Annotated in this window: 26 protein-coding genes; 14 read left to right on the top strand and 12 right to left on the bottom strand. The window is 65.3% G+C overall.

Annotation, left to right across the window (positions count from 1 at the left end):
- From AC0IPL_RS15130 to AC0IPL_RS15115, 4 genes are all read left to right on the top strand, one after another.
- A partial coding sequence (locus AC0IPL_RS15130; protein WP_474275342.1) for a Hint domain-containing protein occupies positions 1-836 on the top strand: 836 nt, incomplete at its 5' end.
- Between the two features lie 70 nt (positions 837-906).
- Positions 907-2,583 (top strand): adenylate/guanylate cyclase domain-containing protein, encoded by a 1,677-nt coding sequence (locus AC0IPL_RS15125; RefSeq protein WP_474272799.1) that lies wholly within the window; start codon positions 907-909, stop codon positions 2,581-2,583.
- A gap of 237 nt (positions 2,584-2,820) precedes the next feature.
- On the top strand, positions 2,821-4,890 hold the full coding sequence (locus tag AC0IPL_RS15120) for a bifunctional sulfate adenylyltransferase/adenylylsulfate kinase (protein WP_474273195.1): 2,070 nt from the start codon (positions 2,821-2,823) through the stop codon (positions 4,888-4,890).
- Positions 4,891-5,012: 122 nt separating this feature from the next.
- A complete protein-coding gene (locus AC0IPL_RS15115; protein WP_474272798.1) occupies positions 5,013-5,834 on the top strand; it encodes a hypothetical protein in 822 nt (273 codons plus the stop codon).
- Between the two features lie 12 nt (positions 5,835-5,846).
- Here the strand turns inward: AC0IPL_RS15115 and AC0IPL_RS15110 are convergent, their stop codons facing one another.
- The 3 genes from AC0IPL_RS15110 to AC0IPL_RS15100 form a co-directional block, all read right to left on the bottom strand.
- The gene (locus AC0IPL_RS15110; protein ID WP_474272796.1) at positions 5,847-6,731 is read right to left on the bottom strand and encodes a PhzF family phenazine biosynthesis protein; all 885 of its coding nucleotides are present in this window, start codon (positions 6,729-6,731) and stop codon (positions 5,847-5,849) included.
- A 107-nt stretch (positions 6,732-6,838) separates the two neighbouring features.
- Positions 6,839-7,063: a DUF1150 family protein gene (locus AC0IPL_RS15105; RefSeq protein ID WP_474272795.1), complete on the bottom strand. Its 225-nt coding sequence runs from the start codon at positions 7,061-7,063 to the stop codon at positions 6,839-6,841.
- Between the two features lie 4 nt (positions 7,064-7,067).
- Positions 7,068-7,481 carry an Hsp20 family protein gene (locus tag AC0IPL_RS15100; RefSeq protein ID WP_222455096.1) on the bottom strand — a complete coding sequence of 138 codons (414 nt, stop codon included), beginning with the start codon at positions 7,479-7,481 and terminating at the stop codon, positions 7,068-7,070.
- Positions 7,482-7,664: 183 nt separating this feature from the next.
- Here AC0IPL_RS15100 and AC0IPL_RS15095 point away from each other — a divergent pair, with 183 nt between their 5' ends.
- The 4 genes from AC0IPL_RS15095 (at position 7,665) to AC0IPL_RS15080 (ending at position 11,409) form a co-directional block, all read left to right on the top strand.
- Positions 7,665-7,889 carry a YdcH family protein gene (locus tag AC0IPL_RS15095; protein WP_474272794.1) on the top strand — a complete coding sequence of 75 codons (225 nt, stop codon included), beginning with the start codon at positions 7,665-7,667 and terminating at the stop codon, positions 7,887-7,889.
- Between the two features lie 447 nt (positions 7,890-8,336).
- Positions 8,337-9,620 carry a uracil-xanthine permease family protein gene (locus AC0IPL_RS15090; RefSeq protein WP_474272792.1) on the top strand — a complete coding sequence of 428 codons (1,284 nt, stop codon included), beginning with the start codon at positions 8,337-8,339 and terminating at the stop codon, positions 9,618-9,620.
- Positions 9,621-9,851: 231 nt separating this feature from the next.
- Positions 9,852-10,340: a 5-(carboxyamino)imidazole ribonucleotide mutase gene (gene purE, locus AC0IPL_RS15085; RefSeq protein WP_474272790.1), complete on the top strand. Its 489-nt coding sequence runs from the start codon at positions 9,852-9,854 to the stop codon at positions 10,338-10,340.
- Entirely contained in the window at positions 10,333-11,409 is a 1,077-nt protein-coding gene (locus tag AC0IPL_RS15080) for a 5-(carboxyamino)imidazole ribonucleotide synthase (RefSeq protein WP_474272788.1), read from the top strand. Before purE ends, AC0IPL_RS15080 begins: the two co-directional genes overlap by 8 nt.
- A gap of 146 nt (positions 11,410-11,555) precedes the next feature.
- On the opposite strand, the gene AC0IPL_RS15075 is transcribed toward AC0IPL_RS15080, so the two are convergent.
- From AC0IPL_RS15075 to AC0IPL_RS15045, 7 genes are all read right to left on the bottom strand, one after another.
- The gene (locus tag AC0IPL_RS15075; RefSeq protein WP_474272787.1) at positions 11,556-12,704 is read right to left on the bottom strand and encodes an alpha-D-ribose 1-methylphosphonate 5-triphosphate diphosphatase; all 1,149 of its coding nucleotides are present in this window, start codon (positions 12,702-12,704) and stop codon (positions 11,556-11,558) included.
- Positions 12,701-13,480: an esterase/lipase family protein gene (locus AC0IPL_RS15070; RefSeq protein ID WP_474272786.1), complete on the bottom strand. Its 780-nt coding sequence runs from the start codon at positions 13,478-13,480 to the stop codon at positions 12,701-12,703. The genes AC0IPL_RS15075 and AC0IPL_RS15070 overlap by 4 nt, the downstream gene beginning before the upstream one ends.
- A 45-nt stretch (positions 13,481-13,525) precedes the next feature.
- Positions 13,526-14,398, bottom strand: a complete 873-nt coding sequence (locus AC0IPL_RS15065; RefSeq protein WP_474272785.1) for a DMT family transporter — start codon at positions 14,396-14,398, stop codon at positions 13,526-13,528.
- Positions 14,399-14,671: 273 nt separating this feature from the next.
- Positions 14,672-16,324, bottom strand: coding sequence for a chaperonin GroEL (groL, locus tag AC0IPL_RS15060; RefSeq protein ID WP_474272784.1), 1,653 nt, complete (start codon positions 16,322-16,324; stop codon positions 14,672-14,674).
- A gap of 65 nt (positions 16,325-16,389) precedes the next feature.
- Positions 16,390-16,677, bottom strand: coding sequence for a co-chaperone GroES (gene groES / locus AC0IPL_RS15055; protein WP_474272782.1), 288 nt, complete (start codon positions 16,675-16,677; stop codon positions 16,390-16,392).
- Positions 16,678-16,878: 201 nt separating this feature from the next.
- Entirely contained in the window at positions 16,879-17,550 is a 672-nt protein-coding gene (locus AC0IPL_RS15050) for a DUF2161 domain-containing phosphodiesterase (protein ID WP_474272780.1), read from the bottom strand.
- A gap of 74 nt (positions 17,551-17,624) precedes the next feature.
- A complete protein-coding gene (locus tag AC0IPL_RS15045) occupies positions 17,625-18,665 on the bottom strand; it encodes a glycosyltransferase (protein WP_474272779.1) in 1,041 nt (346 codons plus the stop codon).
- A gap of 178 nt (positions 18,666-18,843) precedes the next feature.
- On the opposite strand from AC0IPL_RS15045, the gene AC0IPL_RS15040 reads away from it, so the two are divergent.
- Positions 18,844-19,764, top strand: coding sequence for a manganese-dependent inorganic pyrophosphatase (locus tag AC0IPL_RS15040; protein ID WP_474272777.1), 921 nt, complete (start codon positions 18,844-18,846; stop codon positions 19,762-19,764).
- 212 nt (positions 19,765-19,976) lie between these two features.
- Here the strand turns inward: AC0IPL_RS15040 and AC0IPL_RS15035 are convergent, their stop codons facing one another.
- Positions 19,977-20,516, bottom strand: coding sequence for a hypothetical protein (locus AC0IPL_RS15035; protein WP_474272775.1), 540 nt, complete (start codon positions 20,514-20,516; stop codon positions 19,977-19,979).
- A 230-nt stretch (positions 20,517-20,746) separates the two neighbouring features.
- On the bottom strand, positions 20,747-21,145 hold the full coding sequence (locus AC0IPL_RS15030) for a VOC family protein (RefSeq protein ID WP_474272774.1): 399 nt from the start codon (positions 21,143-21,145) through the stop codon (positions 20,747-20,749).
- Between the two features lie 146 nt (positions 21,146-21,291).
- Between AC0IPL_RS15030 and AC0IPL_RS15025 the strand changes: the two genes are divergently transcribed.
- From AC0IPL_RS15025 to AC0IPL_RS15005, 5 genes are all read left to right on the top strand, one after another.
- Positions 21,292-22,167 carry a TIGR01459 family HAD-type hydrolase gene (locus AC0IPL_RS15025; protein WP_474272773.1) on the top strand — a complete coding sequence of 292 codons (876 nt, stop codon included), beginning with the start codon at positions 21,292-21,294 and terminating at the stop codon, positions 22,165-22,167.
- A 193-nt stretch (positions 22,168-22,360) separates the two neighbouring features.
- Positions 22,361-22,804: a MaoC family dehydratase gene (locus AC0IPL_RS15020; protein ID WP_474272771.1), complete on the top strand. Its 444-nt coding sequence runs from the start codon at positions 22,361-22,363 to the stop codon at positions 22,802-22,804.
- A 559-nt stretch (positions 22,805-23,363) separates the two neighbouring features.
- Positions 23,364-24,296 (top strand): bifunctional riboflavin kinase/FAD synthetase, encoded by a 933-nt coding sequence (locus tag AC0IPL_RS15015; RefSeq protein ID WP_474272769.1) that lies wholly within the window; start codon positions 23,364-23,366, stop codon positions 24,294-24,296.
- Positions 24,293-24,772, top strand: a complete 480-nt coding sequence (locus AC0IPL_RS15010) for a YcgN family cysteine cluster protein (protein ID WP_474272767.1) — start codon at positions 24,293-24,295, stop codon at positions 24,770-24,772. Before AC0IPL_RS15015 ends, AC0IPL_RS15010 begins: the two co-directional genes overlap by 4 nt.
- A 36-nt stretch (positions 24,773-24,808) precedes the next feature.
- Positions 24,809-25,843 (top strand): threonine aldolase family protein, encoded by a 1,035-nt coding sequence (locus tag AC0IPL_RS15005; protein ID WP_474272766.1) that lies wholly within the window; start codon positions 24,809-24,811, stop codon positions 25,841-25,843.
- Position 25,844 lies beyond the last annotated feature (1 nt).

Below are 25,844 nucleotides of genomic sequence, written 5' to 3'. Positions count from 1 at the left end.
CAGGCAGCGCCGTTTCCGCCCAATCCCTGATGCACCTGCAACAGCTTAACGCCGATGGCGACACCTTCGGCCCGGTCATCACCGTCAGCCTCTATGGCCGCGACACGGACGGCTCCGACATCCCCTGGGGCTTTGCCAGCACCGCCCCGCTGATGCACGGCGGCCGTTACGAGAAGCTGACGGGCAGCAACTACGGCAGTGGCGAGCGGCCCCGCTTTGTGCCCTGTTTCGTAACCGGCACCCGCATCGCCACCCAAACGGGCCTGCGGCCGGTGGAACGTCTGCGCCCCGGTGATCTGGTGCTGACCCGCGACAATGGCTATCAGCCCCTGCTATGGGTGGGCCTGCGCCAGGTGGGGGCGGACTGGATACGGCGCTGCCCGCACCTGCAACCGGTGCGCATTGCCGCGCACGCCTTTGGCCCCGGCTGCCCCGCGCGCGACCTTTGGGTGTCGCCGCAGCACCGGCTGCTGCTGGACGGCCCCGACTGCCAGATGCTGTTCGGCGAACCCGAAGCGCTGGCCGCCGCCAACCATCTGCTGTCGCAGGAGCGGATCAGCCGCCAACCGGTCCCCGCCACCACCTATGTGCATCTGCTGTTTGCTCAGCACCAACTGGTGCTGTCCGACGGCCTGTGGAGCGAGAGCTTCCAGCCCGGCGCGCGGCTCTTGGCCGACGGCGGCGCCGCCACCCGGCGCGAAATTCTGGAACTGTTTCCCGATCTGGCCCGCGTCGGCGGCGCCGGCTACCCGGCGGCGCGGATGCTGCTGAAACCGCAGGAAAGCCAGCTTCTGCATAGCCTGACCACCCGCCCACCGTCCACACCGCCAGCCTGAACGCCGCCTTGACCCCCGCGGCACCGCCCGGCACCCTGCCCTCCAATGGCAGCGCGATGGGGGACCCGGCTTGGCGAGCGCACTCTGGCAGGGCAATTGGATCAGCCGCACCCGGATCGTCACAGGTCTGGTGCTGTTCACATACGCCTTTTTCCACTTCATCAACATCGGCCTGGGGCTATTGTCGCCAGACTGGATGGCGCAGTTCCAAGACATCCGCAGGCTGGTCAGCCGCAGCCCTCTGGGCAGTCTGATCCTCTATGCCGCGCTGATCCTGCATGCGGGATTGGCGCTTTGGGACCTGGCCCGGCGGCACAGCCTGTCGATGCGCCGGGGCCAGGCGCTGCAAACCGTGCTGGGTCTCATGATCCCGCTACAGCTGCTCAGCCATCTGGTCTACACCCGCTACGCGCATGAGATCCACGACACCAAGGATGCAATGCCCTATGTCATCGTGCTTATGTGGAACTCGCCCGAGGTCTGGCAGCAGTCGGCGCTGCTGCTGGCGGTCTGGATCCACGGCTGCATCGGGCTGCACTACTGGCTGCGCCTGACCCGCTGGTGGCGACCGATGATCCCCTGGATGGCGGGGCTGGCAGTGTTTGTCCCCGGTTTTGCCCTTGCCGGGCTGCTGACAGAGGGGCGCCGCATCTATGGCCTGTTTGTCGAGGGCAGCCAGCGCGCCGCCCTAATGGCGGACTTTAACTGGCCCAGCCGCGACGCCTTTGCCCAGATGCTGAGGGTCGAGACCACCTGGCTGGCACTGTTCTGGCTGCTGCTGGGCCTCAGCGCCGCCACCTTCCTGCTGCGCAGGCTGCTGCGGCGGCGGCGCGCGGTGCGCATCCGCTATGTCCACGGCCCGGAAATCCGCGGTGGCCGCGGCATGACCCTGCTGGAGATGTCACGCGCCAACGGGGTGGCCCATACCGCCCTCTGTGGCGGCAAGGGGCGTTGCACCACCTGCCGCGTGGTGGTCGAAGACGGCGCCGATCAGCTGCCGCCGCCCGATGCCACAGAGGCCCGCAGCCTGGCGCGGGTCGACGCCCCCGCGAACATGCGGCTGGCCTGCCAGATCCGCCCCCAGGCGCCGCTGACGGTCGCCCGCGTATTTCGCCCCGATGGCCGTCCCGGCCGCGCCCACGCCAGCCAGGGCAGCGAACAGCAGCTGGCGATCCTGTTTCTCGACATGCGCGGCTTCACCGCCCGCACCGAGGGCCAGCTGCCCTATGATGTGGTGTTCCTGCTGAACCGCTTCTTCGACGCCATCGTGCCCGCCATCACCGGGGCCGGCGGCACCGTCGACAAATACCTCGGCGATGGGCTTCTGGCGGTGTTCAAGGCCCCCGGCCCGCACCCCTCGGCCCAGGCCGCGCTAGAGGCCGCCACCGCCATCGGTACCGCGTTGGAACGCTTCAACGCCCAGCTCGCCTCCGAGGGCGAAGGCCCGGTGCGCATCGGCATCGGCCTGCATCTGGGAGAGCTGGTCCTCGGCGAAATCGGCAGCGCCTCCCATGCCCCGACCACCATCATCGGCGACAGCGTCAACACCGCCAGCCGCCTGGAGGCACAGACCAAACCCTTGCAGGTGGAGCTGCTGGTCTCGGCCCAGCTGCTGGCGGCGGCGGGCTATGCGCCGGAGCGGTTCGCCCTGCAACAGATGCGCCTGCGCGGGGTCAGTGATTCGCTGGCGGCGCTGCCGGTGCAGCAGGCCGCCGCCCTGCCCCGGATCTTGGCCGCGGCCCGTTAACGCACCAAAAAAATCTTTGTGCTGGCGCGCGCCCCTGGCGTCGCGCCAGCGCCACTTCCGTCCCACGATCTCAGCCCCGGGCAGAATATTTTCCCACTGGCCGGGCTGCGCTGCGTTGCAGCCATGCAACGCGGCGGGAAATCGCCGAATGCGGGCAATTTCCCCTTTGCTCCGGCAGTATTCCATGCAAGAGCGTTCACCCGTGAACACACATTAACAGAGCTGCCGCCCGTGCCGATCCTTGAAACCCCATCCACCCCGGAAGAGGAAGACCTGCTCTTTCGACTGCTGCGCCAGCTGGATGCGGCGCCGGATGCGCCGCAGCGGGCCACCGCCGCGGCGCTGGGGATTTCGCTGGGACGGTTGAACACGCAGCTGCGCACCGCCGCCGAGGCCGGGCTGATCACCGTCTCCCACCGCCCCGGCCCGGATAAACGGCAGCGGTTTGCCTATACGCTCACCACCCGCGGCGCGACTGAAAAACTGCGGCTCACCGACCGTTTCCTCTCCCGCAAGCTCGCTGAATACTATGCGCTGCACGCGGAACTCACCGGCACCGCCAGCGGCCTGCCCCCCCTCAAGCACAGGACCCATCCAATGCAAAGCAACCTGGCTCCCATCCCTGAGCTCTATGTCTCCTACGAAAGCGCGCAGAAGCTGAAAGTCGAAGCCGCCGATCTGGTCAGCTGGGACCTGACCCCGCGCCAGATCTGCGACCTGGAACTGTTGATGAACGGCGGCTTCAACCCGCTCAACGGCTTCCTGACCGAGGAAGACTACAACGGCGTGGTCGAAAACATGCGCCTGGCGGACGGCTCCCTGTGGCCGATGCCGATCAACCTCGATGTGTCCGAAGACTTCGCGTCCAAGCTGGAAGTGGGCCAGGACATCGCGCTGCGCGACCAGGAAGGCGTGATCCTCGCAACCATGACCGTCACCGACAACTGGGTGCCGAACAAGGCCCGCGAGGCCGAGAAGGTCTTTGGTGCCGATGACGACGCGCACCCGGCGGTAAACTACCTGCACAACCAGGCGGGCAAGGTCTATCTGGGCGGTCCGGTCACCGGCATCCAGCAGCCGGTCCACTATGATTTCCGCGGCCGTCGCGACACCCCGAACGAGCTGCGCGCGCTGTTCCGCAAGCTGGGCTGGCGCAAGGTCGTGGCCTTCCAGACCCGCAACCCGCTGCACCGCGCCCACCAGGAGCTGACCTTCCGCGCCGCGCGCGAAGCCGAGGCCAACCTGCTGATCCACCCGGTTGTCGGCATGACCAAGCCGGGCGACGTCGACCACTTCACCCGCGTGCGCTGCTACGAGGCGGTTCTGGACAAGTACCCGGCCGCCACCACCTCCATGAGCCTGCTGAACCTGGCAATGCGCATGGCCGGCCCGCGTGAGGCTGTCTGGCACGGTCTGATCCGCGCCAACCACGGCTGCACCCACTTCATCGTTGGCCGCGACCACGCAGGCCCCGGCAAGAACTCTGCCGGTGAAGATTTCTACGGCCCCTATGACGCGCAGGAGCTGTTCCGCGCCCATGAGGAAGAAATCGGCATCAAGATGGTCGACTTCAAGCACATGGTCTATGTGCAGGAACGCGCCCAGTACGAGCCCGCCGACGAGATCGAGGACAAGGACAACGTCACCATCCTCAACATCTCCGGCACCGAACTGCGCCGCCGTCTGGCCGAAGGTCTGGAAATCCCCGAGTGGTTCTCCTTCCCCGAGGTGGTCAAGGAACTGCGCCGCACCAAGCCGCCGCGCTCCAAGCAAGGGTTCACCGTGTTCTTCACCGGTTTCTCCGGCTCCGGCAAATCCACCATCGCCAACGCGCTGATGGTCAAGCTGATGGAAATGGGCGGTCGTCCGGTGACCCTGCTGGATGGCGACATCGTGCGCAAGAACCTCAGCTCCGAGCTGGGCTTCTCGAAAGAGCACCGTGACCTCAACATCCGCCGCATCGGTTACGTGGCGAGCGAGATCACCAAGAACGGCGGCATCGCCATCTGTGCCCCGATCGCGCCCTATGCCACCACCCGTCGCGCCGTGCGCGAGGACGTGGAACAGTTCGGTGCCTTCCTCGAAGTGCATGTCGCCACCTCGATCGAGGAATGCGAGCGCCGTGACCGCAAGGGCCTGTACAAGCTGGCCCGCGAAGGCAAGATCAAGGAGTTCACCGGCATTTCCGACCCCTACGACGTGCCGGAAAACCCGGAACTGCGGGTCGAGACCGAAGGCACAGACGTGGACAACTGCGCCCACCAGGTGCTGCTGAAGCTGGAAAGCATGGGTCTGATCTCCGGCTGAGCCTGAACCAGACCACCAACACCATACCACACCGTTCCGCCCCTTTGGGCGGAACGGATTGCCGTCTGTCCCGCTTTTGCGGTAGGTCTGCCCCTTGCAGGCAAGCTGTTGGGGGGCAAAGCATGAAGCTGGCGACGTTATGGATTTCCGGGCGCATCCACAATCTGGGTGCGCTTTGCCTTGCGTCCTGGCTGGATCACGGGTTCGAGGTCGACCTTTATCATCTTGGCCCTCTGGAGAACGTGCCCCCCGGTGTGACCCTGCGCCCGGCCGAGGACATTCTGCCCGCCAGCCTGATCCCGCGCCTCAAGCCTCTGCGATGTGCCGAACGCGCCGAAATCCAGAGCATCGTCTCCTATTCGGACCTGTTCCGCATGAAACTGATGGAGCTGGGCCGCGGGCTGTGGCTGGACTGCGACGTGCTGCTGTTCCGCCCGTTCGACGTGGATCCGCAAAAGCCGTTCTTCGCCTGGGAGGACCGTCAGCGCATCGGCGCTTCGGTGTTCTATCTGCCGCCGGAGGCAGAGATGATCCGCGATTACAACCGGGTCTATGACCACCCGGATCTAATGCCGCACTGGTTGGGCTTTCGCAGGCGGGTGCTGAAGCCCGCGCTGTGGCGGCTGCAGGGCAAGCCGTTCTCGCCCCGCGATCTGGGCATCACCATCTATGGCAACGATGCCTTTTCCCGACTGATCAAGAAACACCGGCTGACCGGCCACGCCCTTGGCACCAAGCCGTTTTATTGTTGGAACGGCAATGAGACCACGCGTTTCTTCGACCCCGGTGCGCAGTGGCGGCTGGAAGAGGACGCGGAGATCACCGGGCTGCATGTCCACTACAAGACCCGCCCGAACCACCGTCCGGCACCGGACAGCCTGTATGGGCGGATGCTGGCCCGCCACGCCGCGCGGTTGCCTGCGGACATGGCCTGGCAGGCCTGACGCAACGCGCCGTCAGCCCGCCTGCGGCAGATCCACCGTGCCGCGCATCAGCACGAAGCCCTCCCCGGCCACCCGCACGCCTTCGATGGCATCCGGCGCGCCAACCCGTGCCACCCGCGCCTGGCCGGGGCGGCCCAGACCATGGCCCTGCTCTGCCGTGAACGCGGCCTTTTCCATCAAACCGTGATGCCAAAGATAAGCCGCCATCGCGCCAGTGGCTGAGCCGGTGAACGGATCTTCCGGCGGGCTCGGCGGTGCCATGATCAAGCGCGCAAAGGTGTCACCCGCCGAGGTCGCCCCCTCCAGCGTCACCAGAAACGGCTCCATCATGTCGATCCCGTCAGACCCCAACGACGCCCCCAGCTGCGCCAACGCCTCCAGGTTCAGCGTCGCCGCCTCCAGCGCGGCGCGGTCGCGCAGCACGGTGACGCAGAACGGCAATCCGGTCGAGACCTTCTGCGGACGCCCCACGATGGCCTCCCGCGGCAACGACACAGCAGCGGCCACCAGCTCCGGGTCGGCAAAGGGGCCGAACTGCGGTGCTACCTGGGTCATCTCGATCAGGTCGCCGTCCAGCGTCACCGGAACGATACCGGCGCCGGTTTCCAGGGTAATGCGATCGCCGGAAACCAGCCCGCGGTCGCGCAGCGCCGCCACCGTGGCAATGGTGGGATGGCCGGCAAAGGGGATCTCGCGGCTGGCCAGAAAGTAGCGCACCTGCACATCCGCCACCTGCGACGGGCCGGTAAAGGTGCATTCCACCAGCGAGGTTTCCCGCACATAGGCGGTGCAAACCTCCTGCGGCAGCGCCGCCCCACCATGCACCACGGCGCAGCCGTTGCCGCCAAAGGCACGGGCGGAAAACGCGTCCACCCAGTCAAAGTCATATAGCGCCATGGTCAGCTCCCTCAGCAGCGGTCAAGAAAAAAGGCGGGCCCGCGCCCGCCTTTGGCATCATGTGTATGGGCCGCCGCCTGTCAACATCCCGGCAGCAACGGCAAGGCTTAATGCACCGCCACCGGCGTCAGGTCGTTCTGCCGCGCCAGCACGTAGGCCATGCGCCGATCGGTCACCAGCGCCAGCTGGCCGCCCTGGGAATCATGCACGGCATAGAGCTGTTCATGCCCGCCCGCGCTTTGCTGTACATCCTCGGGCAAATCCGCCACCGCCACCGCCTTGACATAGACGGTCCGGCCGGAGCCCTGGCTGAAATCAAACGGTGTGTTCATTGCCTTACCCCTTTCTGATGTTGATGGTCTGAACCACGGTCTCGGGCCGCGCGCGGGTCAGATCCACGTGCAGCAGCCCGTTTTCCATCACCGCCTCACCGACTTCGACGCCATCGGCCAGCACAAACATGCGCTGGAACTGGCGCGCCGCGATGCCACGGTGCAAAAACACCCGCCCGTCGCTGTCGTCGCTCTGGCGGCCGCGGATCACCAGCTGGCGATCCTCGACGGTGATTGCGAGATCTTCCTCCGCAAACCCGGCCACCGCCAGGGTGATGCGATAGGAATGATCGGAGGTCTGTTCGATATTATAAGGGGGATAGCCTTCGTTGCCCGACTTCGCCGAGCGTTCCAGAAGACGTTCCAATTGCTCAAACCCCAGCATATGCGGGTAGGAGGCCAAGGTAAGTTTCGACACGTTCGTTCGTCCTTTATGCCAAAGCGACGGTAGGGTGCGGCCCCGGTCCCGGCAGCCGCCTCAACAGGAATATGGGAAGTTCCTGCTGGTTTCACAAGACCATGTGCGCATAGGTCTAGCGGAAAAGAGGTTAACGAAGTATCGTCACCTCCACTTCCTTCATCCGCAAAGCTTGAGTCGCCAATGAATGCACCCACAGATGTGTCGATGAAAACCGACGAGGTCCTGAAGGTTGAGCTGGAGGTATTCCGCAGGCAGCACCGCGATCTGGATGCGGCGATCAGCGCCCTCGACGACCGCGCTGGCAGCGACCAGCTGACAGTCCGCCGCCTGAAGAAGCAAAAGCTCATCCTCAAGGACAAGATCGCCCTGATCGAAGACCGGCTGACCCCGGACATCATCGCCTGATCCTTGCCTGCGCCGGCGCCCCGGCGCAGCCCAGCCCAGCCCCGCGCCAAAGTTGCCGGGGTGTGCGCCGCAGAACGCGGCATCACCATTCCAGAACCACAGCGGGTCGCGCCCGCCGCCGGTGCCGGGCAGCCGGCTGCCCGCCCGACGTTGGGCCCGGCAGCGCGCCTGCGGCGCGCCGCGGCCGTGCCAAGCGGCATGGGCCCCGCCCGCCGCGCCGGTCCACCAGAAAAACCTTGCAAATACCCTGCCGCCCTACCGCGACCCGGACCGTCCATGCGCTGGTCGGACAGGGCTTTACGGTGCAAAACCAAGGCTGGTCAAACCGCGCGCTTCTTTCTAGAACCCGCAAGGTTTTCCGCGCCGCCCGGGCTGGCCAGCAGGTGCCGGACGGAGCCAGACAACCACCAACCCACAAAACGACGACAGACAAGGAACGCCCGACCCATGACCGCCACGCGCGACCACGCCCCGGTGCCCGACGTGCAGGACACCGATTACATTTTCTCCCCCCGGCAGGCGCTGGCCGGCGCCCAGATGCTCTTTGTGGCCTTTGGCGCGCTGGTGCTGGTGCCGCTGCTGACCGGTCTGGATCCCAGCGTGGCGCTGTTTACCGCCGGGCTTGGCACGCTGATCTTCCAGATCGTGACCCGCGGCCAGGTGCCGGTGTTTCTGGCGTCCTCCTTTGCCTTCATCGCGCCGATCATCCATGGCGTGCAGACCTGGGGCGTCGCCGCCACCACCGGCGGCCTGGCCGCGGCCGGGCTGCTGTATGTGGCGCTGAGCGTTGCGATCCGCGCCTTCGGCAGCGGCTTCCTGCACCGGTTGCTGCCGCCCGTCGTGGTGGGGCCTGTCATCATGGTGATCGGCCTGTCGCTGGCGCCGGTTGCGGTGAACATGGCCACCGGCCTGGCCGGAGACACCCAGATCATGCCGCGCGACACCGCATTGCTGCTGGCCGCGATCTCGCTCGGCACCACCATGCTGACGGCGATCCTGGGCCGCGGCATCATGCGCATCGTCCCGATTCTAGCGGGCGTTGCCGCAGGCTACACCGCCGCCCTGGTGCTTGGGGCCGTGACCGGCGCCAGCCTGATCGACACCTCCGCGCTGGCCGCAGCGCCGTGGTTCGCAGTGCCCCAGTTCGTCGCACCGGAGTTCAACCTCGCGGCCATCCTGTTCATCCTGCCGGTCGCCATCGCCCCGGCGATCGAGCATTTCGGCGACATTCTCGCGATCTCCAACGTGACCAAGCGCAACTACATGCAAAAACCCGGCATCCAGAACACCATGCTGGGCGATGGCCTTGCCACCACTGCCGCCGGCCTGTTGGGCGGGCCGCCCAACACCACCTACTCCGAGGTCACCGGAGCCGTCACCCTGACCCGCGCCTTCAACCCCGCGATCATGACCTGGGCGGCGCTGATCGCGATTGCACTGGCCTTTGTGGGCAAGCTGTCGGGCGCGCTGGCGACCATCCCCATGCCGGTAATGGGTGGCATCATGATCCTGCTCTTTGGCATGGTCATCGTGGTCGGCCTCAGCGTGCTGGCGAAGCTGGGTGACGCCCTGTCCGAGGCGCGCAACATGGTGATTATCTCCACCGTGCTGATCATTGGCCTCGGCGGCCTGACGCTGGAATTCGGCGAGGGGTTCACCCTCGCGGGCATCGGCCTGTCCGGCGTTGTGGGGCTGATCCTGAACCTGATCCTGCCGAAACAGCGGGACTGATCTTGCCCTGCGCCACCCGCGCCGCGCATCCGCGCGGCGCGACGCCCAACCGCAGCGGCGGTGCAGCTTGGCTGCATCCCCGCGCGGGCGGGAGCCTCCCCCACCTGCGGCAAAGCGCCTGCCCCTGGATGATCGCCGCAAATGACGTGCGAATCCGCTGTCAGCCGGATTGCGCAAAACCCAACTTTGCCTATAGTGCGCGCTCCACAAGCCGTGACAGGAGCCAAGCCGATGGCCGACATCAAAGTAGGCATCATCATGGGAAGCCAATCTGACTGGCCCACCATGAAGGAAGCCGCGAATATCCTCGATGAACTGGGCGTTTCCTACGAGGCAAAGATCGTCTCGGCCCACCGCACCCCGGACCGGCTGTGGGACTATGGCAAGACCGCCGCAGAGCGCGGGTTGCAGGTAATCATCGCCGGCGCTGGCGGGGCGGCGCATCTGCCCGGCATGGTGGCCTCCAAGACCCGCGTGCCGGTGGTCGGCGTGCCGGTGCAGACACGGGCGCTGTCAGGGGTCGATTCGCTCTATTCCATCGTACAGATGCCCAAGGGCTTCCCGGTCGCCACCATGGCCATCGGCTCCGCTGGCGCTGCCAACGCCGGGCTGATGGCCGCGGGCATTCTGGCGCTTCAGGACGCCGAACTGGCGCAGCGGCTGGACAGCTGGCGCGACGCGCTCTCGGCCTCCATCCCGCAGGAGCCGATCGATGACTGACATGCTCTCCCCCGGCGCCACAATCGGCATCCTCGGCGGTGGCCAGCTTGGCCGGATGCTCTCTGTCGCGGCCTCCCGCCTCGGGTTCAAAACCCACATCTTCGAACCGGGGCTCAACCCGCCCGCCGGTCAGGTCGCCGACAGGGTGACCACCGCCGGCTACGAGGACGCCGCAGCGCTCAGCGCCTTTGCCGCCTCGGTCGATGTGATCACGTATGAGTTCGAGAACATCCCCACCTCCGCGCTCGACCTCCTGGAATCGCACAAGCCGATCCGCCCGGGACGCGAGGCGCTGCGCATCAGTCAGGACCGGCTGACCGAAAAGGCATTTCTGCAAGATCTCGGCCTGCAGACCGCGCCCTTTGCCGATATCACCGATCAGGCCAGTCTCGATGCCGCCCTCGCTGACATCGGCGCACCGGCAATCCTGAAGACCCGCCGGTTCGGCTATGACGGCAAGGGCCAGGCCCGCATCAAGGCCGCCGAAGACGCCGCCGAGGCGCTGGCGGCCATGGCCGGCGCGCCCTCGATTCTGGAAGGGTTCGTCGCCTTCAGCCACGAGGTGTCGGTGATCGCGGCCCGCGGCACCACGGGGGAGATCGCCTGTTTCGATCCCGGCGAAAACGTCCACCGCGAGGGTATCCTGCACACCACCACCGTGCCTGCGCGCCTCAGCAAGGGGCAGCGCATGGATGCGGTGCTGATGGCGGGCAAGATATTGAACGCGCTGGACTATGTCGGCGTTCTGGGGGTTGAGCTCTTTGTGACCCCGCGGGGGTTGATCGTGAATGAGATCGCGCCGCGGGTGCACAACTCCGGTCATTGGACCCAGAACGGCTGCACCGTGGACCAGTTCGAGCAGCACATCCGCGCGGTCGCGGGCTGGCCGTTGGGCGACGGCCAGAGGCATTCGGACGTGGTGATGGAAAACCTGATCGGCGATGACGTGGATCGCATTCCGGAGCTGGCCAGGGAAGCCAACTGCGCGCTGCACCTCTATGGCAAGGCCGAGGCCAAGCCGGGTCGCAAGATGGCGCATGTGAACAGGGTGGTCAAACCGCAGGAGTGACGGATTGGGGCTCTGCCCCAAACCCCGGAGTATTTTCGACCAGAAAGAAACGCAGGCGCGATATGGTCGTGCCTGTGAAAGCGGCCGCGCCGGTTTCACGCGCCGCAAAGAGGGCCATTCGGCCTGATGCGCGGCGCCCCTCCCCGCTAGCCGAGAAAGCGGCTTGCCACATCTCCCGACATATAGCTGACACGCCCGCCCGACAGGGTGGCGGCGACACGCTGGGTTGTCCTGTCCAGCACCACGATGTCGGCGCGTTTGCCCGCCTCCAGTGTGCCGCGGTCCTCCAGACCCAGCATCCGGGCTGGCCCGTCGGACACCAACCGCCAGGCGCCGTCCAGATCCAGCAGACCCGCGCGCGCCAGCATCAGCGCCGCGCGGCGCGGGCTGGGGTAGTGGTAGTCAGAGGCCAGCGCATCGCACAGCCCCATGGCAATCAGCTCCAGCGCCGAGGCATTGCCCTTGTGCGAGCCACCGCGCACCACGTTGGGCGAGCCCAGGATGATATGGTCGCCCCCGGCCCGCGCGGCTTCAGCCGCCTCCATCGTCTCGGGAAACTCCGAAATCCGCGCACCGCGAGCCCGCCACAGGCTCCGGTCCGCGGCATGGTGGTCGTCATGGCTGCCCAGCCGGACGTCCATCGCCGACAGATCTGCGCAGAGTGTTTCCATCGCCGCCGGGATCTCGTCGCGGCGCGCATGCATGTCCTTGAGCATCTGCCAATGCACGTCCGGATTGCGCCCCGCCTTCAGCGCCTGCCCGGTCAGCCGCGGCGGCTTCCTGCCCTCGGCCAGACGCGCATGCGGCAAGTGGTCGTTGAACACCACATAAGGGACCTGCCAGTCGGCCAGACGCGCCGGCAGGCTGGCGTAGTCGTCCAGCATGTGGATCTCCAGCCGCAGCTGCGGCATCAGATCCGTGACAAGCTGCGCGCGCACCGCCTTGATGCCCTCAAACACCTGTGCGGCAAACTCCGGCCCGCGCAAGCCCCCCTCCCAAGAGTAGAACTGCGCGAGAACGGCGGTGGTGATACCATTGGCGGCCAGCTCAGCCTCGGCGGCCACCACGCCTTCGGCCATCTGTTTCATCGCACCGCGCCGCGGCGCCAGGTGACGTTCGAACCCGTCGCCATGGGCATCCACGATCCCCGGCAGCAGCAGGTAGCCGCTGAGGTCGACCCTGCGACCGATCACAGCCTGGGAAATCACGCCGCCGCCGATGGCCAGCTCGCCCCCCTGCTCCACGCCGCCGGGCCGCAGCACATCGCCGCCCTGCATGGTCAGTTCCAAGGTCATTTGCCTGTCTCCTCCGTGCAACCGCCATTCAGCTGACAGGCCTCGGTGATGATTTCCTCCATCGCCGCCAGCCAGCCCAGATCCGGGTCGAACCGGCCGGTCTCGATGAAGTGCAGCGCCTGGGCCATCACCTGTGGGTTGTTCATCATGTAGGTATGGGTCACCGGCAGCGTCAAATGCGCGCGCATGCCCGCGACCTTGGTGCTGTCAACCGAGACCTTGCCGTCATCCGCGCCTGGGATCAGCGCGGAAAACAACGGGTTCAGCGTCTCGTTTCCCGCGATCACCCCCAGCGCGAAGTCAACAGGCGGCAATTGCCGCGGCAGACTGTCTGCGCCGGTGCCCAGCTGCAATCCGGCGGGTCCGTTCAGGAGGCCAAAGACCTCCCAGTCGCCCAATTCGTCAACCAGCTCGCTGCCCTGGTTCGGCGGCCCCATCATCACCACCCGGCCCAGGGTGTCGGGGTGGTTTTCCCGCACCCAGTGCCGCAGCAGAATGCCCCCCATGGAGTGGGTCACCACATGGGTTTGCTGCGCGCCGCAGGCGGCAAAGGCCTGAGGCAAGGTCGCCTCTGCCAGCACTTCCACCGGCGCTTCGGTGGAGGCATAGCCGGGGCGCACCACCTCATAGCCACGCGACTGCAACACCTGCTCCATCACGGCAAAGGAAGTCTCGGACCGGGCCAGCCCATGCAGAAGGATCACGCAGTCGGCCGCCGCAGGCAGCGGCAGCAGCGCGGAGACGGACAGGACAAGGGGTTTCAAAAGCGAGGTCATGCGCAGCAGATAAGCGGATTTGGCAGGCGGGAAAAGCCCCTGCCCTTACTCCGCCGCCGCCTGCCGTGCCTTTGGCGTGCGCCGCACCACCAGGGCAATGCCGCCCAGCACTGCAAGAGTGCCAAATACCAGCCGCAGGCCGATCGGCTCATGCAGCAGGGCAGCACCGCCGAGGATGGCGATGACCGGCACGCTCAGCTGCACCGTGGCTGCAACTGCGGGCGCCAGTTGCGGCAACACCCGGTACCACAGCGCATAGCCCATGCCGGAGGTAACCGCCCCCGACAGCACCGCCAAGCCCACGCCATAGGCGCTGACCACGGTGCCGCCGCCCGCCAGCAGCAGCACCGGCAGCATCATCACACTGGACCAGGCGAAATTCACCGCCGTCGCCGCCAACGGCTGCTGCGCGCCGCGCCCCAGCAGGCTGTAGATCCCCCAGCCCAATCCGCTGGCCGCCATCAGGAGCGAAGCCGTCAGCGGCACACCCGCGCCCTCTGCGGGCCAGACCACATAGGCCAGCCCGCCAAAGGCCAGCAAGGCCCCCGCCATCTGCACCCCGGTCACGGGACTGCCACGCATCGCGCCCCACAAAAACATCGACACTTGCACCACACCAAACAGCACCAGCGCCCCCAGCCCCGCATCAAGATCCTGATAGGCCAGGGTAAATCCCGCCATATAGAGGGTCAGCGCAGCACCGCCCCACAGCGAGGACCAGCGCAGGATCCGCGCCCGGCTCCAGGGCTGCAGCCCGCGAAAGGCGCACAGAACGCCCAGCATCGCAGCGCCGGAGACCAGCCGCCACAGGCCAAAGCCGGTGGCATCCATGTGCCCCCCCGCAATCGCGGCCCGGCCGAGGATGGAATTGGCCGCGAAGGCCAGCATGGTGAGGCAGACGAGGAGAAACAATCGCATAGGCTTGGGGCTACCCCGCGCCGCGCCGCAGGGCCAGTGAATTCTTTGTGTCGGTGAGCTGCGCCCGCATTTGCGGCGCAGAGGCTTACCTTGTGCCGCCGCCCCTTGCACCTGGCCCGCCGCGATGATCCGCCCGGGCCTCTTTCTGGTCAGAAATACGCCCGCCGGAGGCAGCCCCGCAAAGCGGGGCTTCGGCAGGCGCAGCCCTCGGGCAATGAAAAAGGGGCCGCCCTTTCAGGCAGCCCCCAAAGTCATCCGGTTGGATGGCGTGACTTACATCATGCCGCCCATGCCGCCCATGCCGCCCATGTCGGGCATGCCGCCGCCGGCAGCTGCGCCTTCTTTGGCGGGCTTGTCGGCAACCATGGCTTCGGTGGTGATCAGCAGACCTGCAACCGAGGCCGCGTCTTCCAGCGCGGTACGGGTCACCTTGGCCGGGTCAATCACGCCGAAGGAGAACATGTCGCCATATTCATCGGTCTGCGCGTTGTAGCCAAAGGCGTTGTCCGAGGATTCGCGGATCTTGCCTGCAACCACGGCACCGTCGACACCGGCGTTCTCGGCGATCTGGCGCAGCGGCGCTTCGATGGCCTTGCGGACGATGTTGATGCCGGCGTTCTGGTCGGCGTTGGCGCCTTCCAGACCTTCCAGGGCCTTGCCGGCCTGGACCAGGGCAACACCGCCGCCGACGATCACGCCTTCCTGCACGGCTGCGCGGGTGGCGTTCAGGGCGTCGTCGACACGGTCTTTACGCTCTTTCACTTCCACTTCGGTCATGCCGCCGACGCGGATCACGGCAACACCGCCTGCCAGTTTGGCAACGCGCTCTTGCAGCTTCTCACGGTCGTAGTCGGAGGTGGTCTCTTCGATCTGGGTGCGGATCTGGGCAACACGTGCTTCGATCTCGGCCTTCTCGCCAGCACCGTCGACGATGGTGGTTTCGTCCTTGGTGATTTCGACCTTCTTGGCGGTGCCCAGCATGTCCATGGTGACGGACTCGAGCTTCATGCCCAGATCTTCGGAGATCACCTGGCCACCGGTCAGGATCGCGATGTCCTGCAGCATGGCCTTGCGGCGGTCGCCGAAGCCCGGTGCCTTGACGGCTGCGATTTTCAGGCCGCCGCGCAGCTTGTTGACAACCAGGGTCGCCAGCGCTTCGCCTTCGACGTCTTCGGCAATGATCAGCAGCGGTTTCTGCGACTGGATCACCTGCTCCAGCAGCGGAACCATCGGCTGCAGCGAAGACAGTTTCTTCTCGTGCAGCAGGATCATGCAGTCATCCAGCTCTGCAATCATCTTGTCAGCGTTGGTCACGAAGTAGGGCGACAGGTAGCCGCGGTCGAACTGCATGCCCTCGACCACGTCGGTCTCGGTTTCCATGCCTTTGTTCTCTTCGACGGTGATGACACCTTCGTTGCCGACTTTCTGCATCGCGTCAGCGATCTGGCGGCCGATTTCAGCTTCGCCGTTGGCGGAGATGGTGCCAACCTGCGCAACCTCGTCGGAGTCTTTCACGGCGCGGGCGGAGGCTTTGATGCCTTCGACAACCTTGGCGGTGGCCAGGTCGATACCGCGCTTCAGGTCCATCGGGTTCAGGCCCGCTGCAACCTGCTTCAGGCCTTCTTTGACGATGGCCTGGGCCAGAACGGTTGCGGTGGTGGTACCGTCACCGGCTTCGTCGTTGGTGCGGGAAGCAACTTCCTTCACCATCTGGGCGCCCATGTTCTCGAACTTGTCTTCCAGTTCGATTTCCTTCGCCACGGACACGCCGTCCTTGGTGATGCGCGGTGCGCCGAAGGATTTGTCCAGAACCACGTTGCGGCCTTTGGGGCCCAGGGTCACTTTCACGGCGTCAGCCAGAATGTTGACGCCTTTCAGCATACGGTTGCGGGCATCGGTGTCGAATTTGACGTCCTTAGCAGCCATTGTTCACTCTCCTAGAGAAATTCTGTGGTTGTCAGCGAGATTTGGGATCAGAGCAGCCGGGCGGCTTACTCGATGATGCCCATGATGTCGCTTTCCTTCATCATCAGCAGCTCTTCGCCGTCGACGGTGACTTCGGTGCCGGACCATTTGCCGAACAGGATCTTGTCACCCTCTTTCACGGCCATGGCGATCAGCTCGCCGCTGTCCTTGCGCGCGCCTTCGCCGGTTGCGACGACCTGGCCTTCGCTCGGCTTTTCCTTGGCGGAATCAGGGATGATCAGGCCGCCTGCGGTTTTTTCTTCGCTCTCGGTGCGACGCACCAGCACGCGGTCATGAAGCGGTTTCAATGCCATCTTTGCAGCTCCTTAAAGGCTCAAAGGTTGTTATCTTTTGCACCCCGATGCGCCCGCAGTATGGGGCGGCGACCGGAGCCGTTATCACTCACACCCGGTGAGTGCTAACGAGGGGAAGCTAGGAATGCACCCCGGCCTTGTCAACACGGAATCAGCAGAAAAAATGCATCCCTTCACTGCGGGATCGGGGGGCGCGGCGGATCAGTCGTCCTCCCAGCTGCCCGCCCAGTCTGCCAGCCCCTGCCGCCCGCCGTCCGTCAGCTGGTAGATGCCGGTGGCCACCCGCTCGAACCAACCGTAGTGGTTGCTGGCCATCAGCCGGGTGGCGCGGGCGACACCGGTGGCGCGGGCGACCTCCGCCCCCTTGCAGGCACCGACCGTGGCCAGATGGGCGGCACAGGCCAGCGCATCCTGACGGTAGGCGGTGACCAGCCCGTGCCGGGTGGCACCGCCCGCGTTGGGGTCGCCGCGCAGGGTCTGAAATTCGCGCAGCAGGCGCTGCTGTTTCTTCTTGGATTTGCGCGGACTGTAGGGGCCGGGATCGCAATGCACCTCGGCGCGGCCATCGGCCAGCACAGTAATCAGCCCCAACCCCAGCCGCCGGCACAGGGCCAGATTGTCCTTGAGCATCCGCCGCGCCTGCCGCCCGCCGGGGCGCGGCACCGCGATATAGACGTGATCGCTCACCGCCAGCCGGGCAATTGCCTGATGGAACAGCGACAGCGAGAACCGCAGCTTCAGCTCGACAATCACCGGCGGCTCCTCGCCGCGCACAGCCATCACATCCACCGCGCCCACCTCGCCTTTGACGGCATAGCCCTGGGCTTCAAGCAGCGCCTTCACCGGCGCATACAGCTGATCCTCGCGTTCCATGCGCCCTGACTGGCAGGATGCCGCGCGATTGGCAATGCGGCGCGCGTCGCAAAGGCACCGCCCTGCCCGGTCGCTTACCAGTACCCGGCGCCGCTGCCGCGGGCCATGCGCCATTGCGCCAGCAGCCACACCAGCAGATCGAACCCCTGCCCGGCCAGCAGTTTTGCCAGCCGTCCGGGCCGCAGCGCCCCCGGCGTTTGCAGCAGCGCGGCGCTGCGTTTGACCAGAAAATGCACCGGCACCCAGCCCCAGGGCGCCCGCGGCAGCGCGGCTGCCAGCATGTCATGCAGCCAGCCCGACTGCGCTGCCGCCTGTCGCAGGGTTGCGGGGCGCTGATCGCGGGGCAGCTGGCGCAGGTGGTCAAACAGCGCCAGATTGACCGCACCGCCGATAACGATGCGGGTCTGGTGCCGGATCAGGGCGGCCAGGGTCCGCTCGCTTTCATAGATGTGCCAGACAGCCGGGCTGGCATCGATGCGGGACAGATCCTCCGGCGCGGTGAAGTTTCGGGTCAGCAGCATGGCGCGCAGATAGCCGTCCTCCACTGGCAGGCCAGCGGGCATATGGACCGCGCGCACCGCCTCGGCGCGGGCGACATAGCACTGGCCGCAGATGTGGCTGCGCACATCCTCGGGTCGGCTGCCGCCGGAAACGATCAGCTTTTCGACCAGCGACAGGCGGCGCTCGGCCAGCGCCAGATCCTTGACCGGGAAGGAACTGCTGGCGGCCAGCTGCGGGTTGGCCTGCATGAAGTCGGCCAGCTGCTGCAAGGTGGAGGCATCGGCAAAGCGGATGTCGGCGTCGCAATAGATCAGCAGATCCGCCTCCTTGCGCGACAGATCATGGGTGAACCGGTTCCAGGTGCGGCTCTTGCCAGGCTCCGGCAGGTCCAGAACCTCCGCCCGGCCCGCCAGCGCGCTGGCGGCGATGGCGGCGCGCGCCTGTGCAACGGTGTCATCGCGGCAGCCATTGGCCAGCAGCAGCAGGCGCACATCCGCGCCGCCCTGCAGCAGCGATTGCTGCGCCAGCCCGTCCAGCATGGCGGCGATGCCCGCGCCCTCGTCATGGGCAAAGAGACCGACGTCGATCTTCAGCGCCTCGGATGTCTGCACCATGTCTGCCCCTGCCCCGTTTGCGTGCGACCCTAGGCCCAAGCCCGCAGCGAGACAAGCGGCGGCAAATCGGCGCTGCATTGCGGCACATAAGAGTTATGGGATGACACCGGCGCGCAGCCTTTCTATAAGGCGCGCAAATCTCCCCTATTTCATGTCAGATGAGTGAACAGGACAGCCCATGACCATTCAAGTTTTCGGCCATAAATCCCCCGATACCGATTCCACCGGCTCCCCGATTATCTGGGCCTGGTACCTGAACGAGGTGAAAGGCGTCGCCGCCGAGCCCAAACTGCTGGGCGAGCCGAACACCGAAGCGGCGTTCATGCTGGAGCGCTGGGGCTTTGAGAAGCCCGCGATCATCGAGGACGTGGCCGATGACGCCGCGGTCGTGATCGTCGACACCAACAACCCGGCCGAGCTGCCCGCCAACATCAACGGCGCCGACGTGCAGGCTATCATCGACCACCACAAGCTGGTCGGCGGCCTGGAAACCAAAGGCCCGATCGACATCACCATCCGCCCGCTGGCCTGCACCGCCACCATCATGGTGGACCTGATGGGTGACGACGCCGCCAAGATGCCCGAGGCGATCAAGGGTGCCGCCCTGACCTGCATCCTATCCGACACGCTGGAGTTCCGCTCGCCCACCACCACCGCGCATGACAAGGCCGTGGCCGAAAAGCTGGCGGCGGATCTGGGCATCACCATTGCCGACTATGCCGCCGAGATGTTTGCCGCGAAATCCGATGTGTCGTCCTTCTCCGACGCAGAGCTGCTGCGCATGGATTCCAAGGAATACGAGGTCGACGGCACCAAGTTCCGTGTCTCCGTGCTGGAAACCACCGCGCCGGCCGTGGTGCTGGACCGCAAGGCCTCGCTGATGGAGACGATGACCACCGTGGCGGCCGAAGACGGCGTCGATCAGGTTCTGCTGTTCGTGGTCGACATCCTGAACGAGGAAGCCACCCTCTTGGTCCCGAACGATCTGGTGAAGAGTGTGGCCAAGAAATCCTTTGACGCGGACGCCGATGGCGACACCGTGGTGCTGCCGGGTGTGATGTCACGCAAGAAGCAGATCATCCCGAACCTGAAGGTCTGAGCGGCAACCGCCGCCACCTGAGGCAAAGGGCACCCCGCCGGGTCAGCCCTTTGCAGGGCTTGACGCAGCCCGCGACGATACCAGTTCTGCGTGCGGCAGCATGTTGAGCCAAGGCTCCCGAAGCAATCTTCGGGAGCCTTTTTTAAACGTCCTCTCAGCGGGAAAAGCGGAAGTGCGCTTCTGATTTGTCCCAGCTTTGGTCTTGGCAGCACTCAGGCTCCAGCGTGATCCCGCCGCGATTGGAGCGCGAGCATGACAAATCCCATCACACTAGCCATTCCGACATGCCCGATAAAAGAAGACTGCGTGTAGGCGCCGAAACCCATCATGAACGTGCGCCCGACGACTGGGGCAAGAAGACCCTGGGCCACAAACCACAGAATAAACCCGGCGATTGCACCTGACAGGATAAGGTTGGTCCGCGACACAAGATGCGTCAACCACACGAACGCTGCAAACCCGGCGGCACCGATCATGAAGTGGACGAGGAATCCGACCCAATACGGCACAGTGGCTCCCAAAGCCAACTTAATAAGGGCAACAACCAGGTTCGCAGGAGCAAGAGAAACACCGAACAACAGTGGCGAGATCAGCCATGCGTAGATCTCGAACGAAATTTCGCCGGCCAAACCGGCCAACATCAGGTTTCTGAAGAAGTGAGGTGTCATCATGCCGTTGTGTTCTTTCTGATTTTCTCGCGAGGCTGCGATGCGGGTCAGCTTTGCTCTTAGGCTAGAGTTGGCGACAGTCACCGCACGCCTCTTGGCCCGCACATAAGGTGCCCGTGAATGCGTGTAGGGGATGAAACGGCTCCGGTGCCGCAGCACGGTCTCTAGCCTTTATTGAGTGTTCGCTCAAAACACTTAGTTTAACGGCCAATCAAGAATCGGTGTCCTCGCGGCGCGCATCGCGGTCGGCTGTGCCACCATCTGCAAAAAGGCGCCCCGCGGGGCGCCTTTACTCAGACTGCGTTATCGGCCTCTCAGCGGTAGCGCCCGCCCGCCTGCAGCACCTCGATCTGGTAGCCGTCCGGGTCGGCGATGAAGTAGAACTTCGCCAGGATATTTTCCCCGTCAGGCTTGAATTCGACGATGTCGCGCGGCGCGTAACCGGCCGCCTTTGCCGCGGCGTGGGAGGCTTCGAGGTCCTCGACCGCAAAGGCCAGATGACCATAGCCGTTGCCCAGCTCGTAAGGCGTCTCCTGCCCCTTGTTGACCGTCAGCTCCAGCTCAAACGGGCTTTCGTCGGTCGCGAGGTAGATCAGGCTGAAGCTCTCGAAATCGAACCGGTCGCGCAGCTCCATGCCGAATACCGCCTTGTAAAAGGCCAGTGCGCGCGTCTCGTCCAGCACGCGGATCATCGAATGAATTGGTTTTGCCATCATGTTTCTCCGGTTGCCCCGGCGGGGCGGTGGTCTCTCCCTGGCATGGGTTTAGCGGCAATGCGGGTGCGGCGAAAGCGGTTGCCCCATGGCATTGCGGGCGCGGCTCGGGCATAAGCGGGGGAAACCGCCTCAGGAGATCGCCCATGACCCAGATCATCAATTCCCTCGCCGACGTCTCCAGCCGTTACAAGGCGCTGTTCGTGGACCTGTGGGGCTGCGTGCACAACGGTATCACCGCCTTTCCCGAGGCTGTCGCGGCGTTGCAGGCCTACCGCGCGCAGGGGGGCATCGTGGTGTTGCTGACCAATTCGCCCAAACCCCGCGCTGGCGTGGCCGCGCAGCTGGGAGAGTTTGGCGTGCCGGACGATGCCTATGACACCATCGCCACCTCCGGCGACAGCGCGCGGGCGGCAATGTTCACCGGCGCGGTTGGCAACAAGGTTTACTTCATGGGCGAATGGGAACGTGACGCAGGCTTCTTCGAGCCGCTGAACGTGATCCACGACCCGGTGGAGATCACCCGCGTGCCGCTGAAGGAAGCCGAGGGCATCGTCTGCTGCGGGCCGTTTGACACCCAGGCCCACCCGGATGTGAACCGCCCCGATTTCCTTTATGCCAAGCAGATGGGACTGAAGCTGCTCTGCGCCAATCCCGACATCGTGGTGGACCGCGGCGAGACGCGCGAATGGTGCGCCGGCGCGCTGGCGCGGCTGTACACGGAAATGGGCGGCGAGAGCCTGTATTTCGGCAAACCGCATCCGCCGATCTATGACCTGGCACGCCGTCGCCTGGCGGATCTGGCCCATGACATCGCGGATGGCGACATTCTGGCCATTGGTGACGGCCCGCACACGGATGTGGCCGGCGCGATGGGCGAAGGCATCGATTCCCTGTTCATCACCGGCGGCCTGGCCGCGCGGGAGACCAAGACCGACACGCAGCCCGAACCCGATGCGCTGGAGGCGTTCCTGGAGAAGGAGCAATCCGCCCCGACCTATGCCATTGGTTTCCTGCGGTAATACCGCAGCGCGTCACGAAAACGGTCAGACTTCCCCGCACCCGCCGCAACTGGCGGGGGTTTTGATTTGAGAAACCCCTTGATTTTCTGCAACTGCAAAGTAATAAAGTTGCGCAGGCGAGCAATTTTGCGCGCAAATATTTCAACACGCCTGCGGCCACAACGGCACCCGGGCGGGACGACGGGAGGACCGGATGTTGGACAACATGCCGCGCGGCACCATCTGCATTGAGGACATCGAGATGGGGATGGTGCGCTATCTGCGCAAAACCATCACCGACGAGGACATCGAGAAATTCGCGCAGGTCTCCACCGACCGCAACCCGGTGCATCTGGATGACGCCTATGCGCAGGACACCATCTTTGAGGGCCGCATTGCCCATGGCATGCTGACCGCGGGGTTGATCTCGGCGGTGATCGGCGAGCAGCTGCCCGGCCATGGCACCATTTACATGAGCCAGTCGCTGAAGTTCCTGGCCCCGGTGCGCCCCGGTGACATGGTGCTGGCAGAGGTCGAGGTCACCGACATCGTGATCGACAAGCGCCGCGTCAAGCTGAATTGCCGCTGCATCGTCGATGGCAAGAAGGTGCTGGAAGGCGAGGCCATGGTGCTGGCGCCGTCGCGCAAGTTCGACTGAGCCGAAGCGCCCGTCAGTCGGCTGGTCGGGCGCAGCCGCCGCCAATCGGGGGCGTTGCCCCCTCGGCCCGTGCCGGGCCTCACCCCCAGAGTAGTTTTCACCAGAAAGAAACGGCCCTGGCAGCCGTTCGGGTGCCTGCACGCATCAGTTTCGTCCGCCGGGGGGCCATTGGTCCCGGGCGGTTTTGCGCATCTGGTCTGCGCCATTTCAAGCTGTGTGCGCGGATCCCGTGAAGGATGGCGGCGCCGCCGGGTGGAGGTGGACAGACCCCTCGGGGCCTGCTCGGACAGGAGTTCCTGAACGACCCCCTTTTTATCGGGGCCGGTCTCCGGGTGATACGCGGGCGGCCACACAGTTCGCCCTGCGCTTGGTATCATGGCCTGCGGGCCATGGCGGGTGATCGATCGGCAGGCAGTATGGCTCTGCCGCGTAAGGATCGCGTGAAGGCCGCGTTCGGCGGCGGCGCAACACCTAGCGTCCTGGACCGATCCGCCCGGCCCGCGTCCTGCGCCGTCACTGGCCGCTTGAACCGGCGGGCGGCTGCGGATAGGCATGCGCCATGCGTATCGTCAGAGATTATCAATTCGTCGAAGATCAGGACCGGGGCGCCACCGTCGCCATCGGCAACTTCGACGGCGTGCACCTGGGCCATCAGTCGGTGATCGAGCTGGCCCGCAAGGCGGCCCCCGATGCGCCGCTTGGCGTGATGACCTTTGAACCCCATCCGCGCGAGTATTTTGCCCCCGACAGCCCGCCGTTCCGGCTGATGCGTGCTGATGCGCGGGCGCATCGGCTGGAGAAGCTGGGGGTGGCGCGGCTATATGAGCTGAATTTCAACACCGCCCTGTCCAGCCTGACACCTGAGGAATTCGCCCGCGACGTGATCGCCAAGGGGCTCGGTCTGCGCCATGTGGTGGTGGGGGCTGACTTCTGCTTTGGCAAGGCGCGCGCAGGCAATGCCGAGGATCTGAAACGGTTCGGCGAACAATACGGCTTTGGCGTCACCATTGCGCCGCTGATGGAGTATTCCGAACATGCGGTCTCCTCCACCGCGATCCGCAATGCGCTGAGCGAGGGGCGCCCGCGCGACGCCAAGGAGATGCTGGGCCATTGGCACCGCATCGAAGGCATGGTGATTGGCGGCGAGCAGCGCGGCCGCGAGCTGGGCTTTCCCACCGCAAATATGTCGATCGACGGGCTGCATCAGCCGCGCTTTGGCGTCTATGCGGTGCTGGTTGACGTGCTGGACGGTCCGCACAAGGGCAGCTACTTTGGTGCCGCCTCTGTCGGGGTTCGGCCGATGTTTGGCGGCGTGGTGCCCAATATTGAAACCTATGTGTTTGATTTCTCAGGCGACCTATATGGCGCCACCCTGTCGGTCGGGCTGGTGGAGTTCCTGCGCCCCGAGCTGAAGTTCGACGGGCTGGATGCGCTGATCGAACAGATGGACGCGGATTGCGCCCGCGCCCGCGACCTTCTGGCAGCGCTATGAAACGGGGCAAGGACGTGATCGACCGTTCCGGTCTGAGCCAGCGCTTCTGGGAGAAGAAGCCGCTGGACAAGCTGAACCAAGAGGAATGGGAAGCGCTGTGCGACGGCTGCGGCAAATGCTGCCTGAACAAGCTGGAGGACGAGGAGAGCGGCGACGTGGCGCTGACCCGTGTGGCCTGCCGTCTGCTGGATGACAGCACCTGCCGCTGCTCGCAGTATCCGATCCGGCATCAGTTCGTGCCGGAATGCATCGTGCTGAAGCCCGAGAACCTCGACACCCATGCCTATTGGATGCCCGAGACCTGCGCCTACCGGCTGCTGTGGCAGGGCAAGCCGCTGCCCGAATGGCACCCCTTGCTGACCGGCACGCCTGAGAGCGTGCATGAGGCCGGTGTTTCGGTGCGTGGCTGGACCGTTTCCGAGTTTGAGATTTCCGAGGATGAGTGGGAAGACCACATCATCGACGAGCCAACCTGATTTCAGATCACGCCTTATACGCAAGGAGTATGTGCCATGCATTTCGCCTCTGACAATTCCGGCCCGGTGCCGCAGCAGATCCTGGATGCGCTGGCTGCGGCCAACCAGGGCTATGCCATGGGCTATGGGGCCGATGTGCAGATGGAGCAGGTCACCGCCCGCATCCGCGAGATTTTTGAGGCCCCCGAGGCGGCCGTCTATCTGGTGGCCACCGGCACTGCCGCCAATGTGCTGGCGCTGTCGGCGCTGTGCCAGCCCTGGCAGACGATGTTCTGTACCCGGCAGGCGCATATCAACGTGGATGAATGCAACGGGCCGGAGTTCTTCAGCGGCGGGGCCAAGCTGACCACCGTCTGCGAGGCCGACAAGATGACCGCGCAGGATCTGCGGGCCGCACTGGAGGGCGAGGAAAACCGCGGCGTGCATGGACCGAAACGCGGCCCGGTGTCGCTGTCGCAGGTGACCGAGTTTGGCACCGTCTACACGGTTGAAGAACTCAACGGGCTGGGCGATGTCGCACGCAGTTTTGGCCTGCCGGTGCATATGGACGGCGCGCGTTTTGCCAATGCGCTGGTGTCATCGGACTGCACCCCGGCGGAGATGACCTGGAAGGCGGGCGTCGAGGCAGTGTCCTTTGGCGGCACCAAGAACGGCTGTTTGGGCGTGGAGGCGGTGGTGCTGTTTGATCCGGCCCGCGCCGAGGAGTTCGAGTACCGCCGCAAGCGCGGCGCGCATCTGTTCTCCAAACACCGCTATCTGTCGGCGCAGATGCTGGCCTATCTGAGCGATGATCTGTGGCTGCACAACGCCCGCGCCGCCAATGCCAAGGCCGCGCGGCTGGCCACGGGTTTGGCCGCGGTGGGGGCCGAGTTTAGCCACCCGGTGCAGGCCAATATGATCTTTGCGGCCCTGCCCCGCGCCACCCACCGCCGCCTGTTCGAGGCCGGTGCTGCCTATCACCTGTGGGATGGCGGCATGGAGGGGCCGGAGGACGAAATGGTGACCGCGCGCTTTGTCTGCGACTGGTCTGTGCCGCATGAACAGATCGACACCTTCCTCGCGCTGCTGTAGC

It is taken from the genome of Leisingera sp. SA32 (assembly GCF_056033425.1).
This window is presented reverse-complemented; position numbering and strand designations above follow the sequence as displayed.